At 74.4% G+C, this 2,390-nt stretch carries 3 protein-coding genes; 2 read left to right on the plus strand and 1 reads right to left on the minus strand.

What is annotated here, in order from left to right:
- Nucleotides 1–123: 123 nt before the first annotated feature.
- Nucleotides 124–816 (minus strand): GNAT family N-acetyltransferase, encoded by a 693-nt coding sequence (locus tag ABT160_RS15620; protein ID WP_351647745.1) that lies wholly within the window; start codon nucleotides 814–816, stop codon nucleotides 124–126.
- A 456-nt stretch (nucleotides 817–1,272) separates the two neighbouring features.
- Between ABT160_RS15620 and ABT160_RS15625 the strand changes: the two genes are divergently transcribed.
- Together ABT160_RS15625 and ABT160_RS15630 are read left to right on the plus strand one after the other, a co-directional pair.
- On the plus strand, nucleotides 1,273–1,980 hold the full coding sequence (locus ABT160_RS15625; RefSeq protein ID WP_351647747.1) for a hypothetical protein: 708 nt from the start codon (nucleotides 1,273–1,275) through the stop codon (nucleotides 1,978–1,980).
- A gap of 9 nt (nucleotides 1,981–1,989) precedes the next feature.
- A complete protein-coding gene (locus ABT160_RS15630) occupies nucleotides 1,990–2,295 on the plus strand; it encodes a hypothetical protein (protein ID WP_351647749.1) in 306 nt (101 codons plus the stop codon).
- Nucleotides 2,296–2,390 lie beyond the last annotated feature (95 nt).

A 2,390-nucleotide genomic window follows, 5' to 3' on the forward strand; every position in this document is an offset into this window, starting at 1 on the left:
TGGGTTTTTTTTTGTCTGGTGTCCCGCGGGGTTCGCCTCCCCCCCCGGCCGGGCGCCCCCGGGGGGGGGGGGGCGCCCCCCCCCCCCCCCGGGGCCGCCCCCGCCCCCGTCGCGTACCGACGGTCAGGCCGGGACCAGGCAGCGCGAGTCGCCCGGTTCGCGGCCGTCGCGCGCGCGGGCGAGCCGCGCCTCGATGGTGCGGCGGGCGGTCGGCCACTCCTCGTCGAGGATCGAGTAGAACGCCGTGCCGCGCACCAGGCCGTCGAGCCCGCGCGTGTGCACCCGCCGCACGCCCTCGCACACCGCCCCGAGCCGCTCGATCGCGGCCCGCGAGCGGGTGTTGCGCGCGTCGGCCCGCAGCGAGACCCGGCGCACGCCCCAGGTCTCGAAGGCGTGGGCGAGCATCAGGAGCTTGGCCTCGGCGTTGACGCCGGTGCCCTGGGCGGCGGCGGCCAGCCAGGTGCCGCCGATCTCGGCGGTGTCCGGGACCGCCTCGATGCCGCCGGTGAGCGGGCCGCGGGTGACCGGCGGCCAGACCACCGGGCCGTCCCAGTAGTCGAGTTCGCAGAACCGGGTCGAGCCGACCACGAGCCCGTCGTGGGCCCGCACGGTCGCGAACACCAGTGAACGCCCGGCCTCCTGGTCGGCCAGGGCACTGCGGACGTACGCCTCGGCCGAGTCGGGCCCGTGCGGCACGGGCGTGAAGGCGTACGACGTCCGGTCGGCCGCGCCTGCGGCGGCCAGCTGCGGTACGTGGGCGAGGCTCAGCGGCTCGAGCCGTACGGAACGGCCTGCGAGGGTGACGGGTACGGGCACGGGGCCTTCAGGTCCTTCTGGGCGCAGGTGAGGACTCCACGCCGGCGGCGCGGAGCACAGGGGGGAGCTGCGGACACCCATCAAGGTGCGTCCGTGAGATGGCCTGGGAAGGGTCGTGAGCGCGAAGAGGAACGAGCGGCCAGATGAAGGCGAGGAGTCACAGAGGGGCCGGTCGAAGACGATCGGCGAGAGGAACATACCCGGACGGCCGCTGGAACCCAATCCCCTGGCGGGGTCATACCCGTTCGGGCGTGTCGCCTTCCGCCGACGCGGGTGCCCGCACCGGTGACGTACCGGGACAACAGGTGAGACCTATAGGCTTCACGTGTGAAATCGGGAATACCAGGGTTTGCTGACACGAAACGCCGCCCGGGAGGAGCGTGCCGCACCGGACCGGCACTGCGGCGTTCCACCTGGTGGCGGCGGCTGTGGGGGGTGGGGGCCACTGGGATCGGCGTGTTCGTGCTGCTGATCGCCGCGACCGGGATCGGGGCGGCGCCCGACGAGGTCGAGGACCTCCGGTCCTACCGCTCGTCGCGGCCCTGCGCGCACCCCGCCGCCGACGCGTACGACGACTGCTTCCGCACCGAGCGCGCGACGGTCCTCGACACCCGGCGCACCGGGAAGAGCGCGGAGTACTGGGTGGAGCTCGACGGCTCCGCGGCCGTGCCCGGCGAGGTGGACCTGGGCGGCGACGAGCCGCTGTTCGAGACCCTGCGCCCGGGCGACGAGGTCACCGTCACCCTGTGGCGCGACCACGGCACCGCGCTGGAGCGCGGCGGCGTCACCCAGTACACCCGGGACAACCCCGAGGGCTCCCCGGAGTGGGCCGCGGGCATCGCGGCCGGTCTCCTCGCCGTCGGCGCCTACCTGGTCTACCTGGGCGTCGTCCTGCTCACCCGGGCCGGGACGCTGGCCGCGTACGGATCCCCGTACGGCTTCCGGTTCTTCGGCAAGTGCACCCTGTGGGCGGCCCTGGCCACGATCCCGGCGGGCATGGCGGGCGCCGCCGTCTCGGCGGCGCCGGGGCGCGAGGGGCACGGCTGGCCGGTGCTCCTCGCCGTCTGGGCGCTCCTGCTGCCCGCCGTGTACGCGGGCGTGCGGTGGCACGAGCGCCGCCGCCTTTCCAGGGCGGACGAGCATCCTCCGCTCGGGCTTGCGTAGGGTGCGGGCATGTCCGTGAACATTCACCTGTCGCTGCACATCGAGAAGCTCGCCTCGCCGGACGAGGCCGACCGCGTGGAGAGCGCCCTCCGGGAGGTCATCGAGGAGCACGGGATCGAGAGCTGGGTCGTCATCGGCGTCTTCCACACCGACCCGCCGTGGGTGAAGGTGAGCAGCGAGAACGGGGCCATCATCGTGAGCGGCTTCGCGCAGTGGAGCACCGCCTTCGAGCGCGACGTCGAGACGGCCGTGCGCGCGGTCGCGCCCGCGGCGCACATCGACCTGGAGTGGGACTACCCGGACGAGCGCCTGTAGGACGGCGAACGGGCCCCGGGGCCCCCCCGGGGGCCCGGGGCCCGAAACGGACACACCGGCCAGTGAGCGGGTGCCGGGGCCGTTCCGGAAAGACC

It is taken from the genome of Streptomyces sp. NPDC001941 (assembly GCF_040296945.1).
Classification (GTDB): domain Bacteria; phylum Actinomycetota; class Actinomycetes; order Streptomycetales; family Streptomycetaceae; genus Streptomyces.

What these genes read in the sequence shown, in the direction of transcription:
- ABT160_RS15630 (WP_351647749.1), top strand. Translation starts at nt 1,990, where the DNA reads ATGTCCGTGAACATTCACCTGTCGCTGCACATCGAGAAGCTCGCCTCG.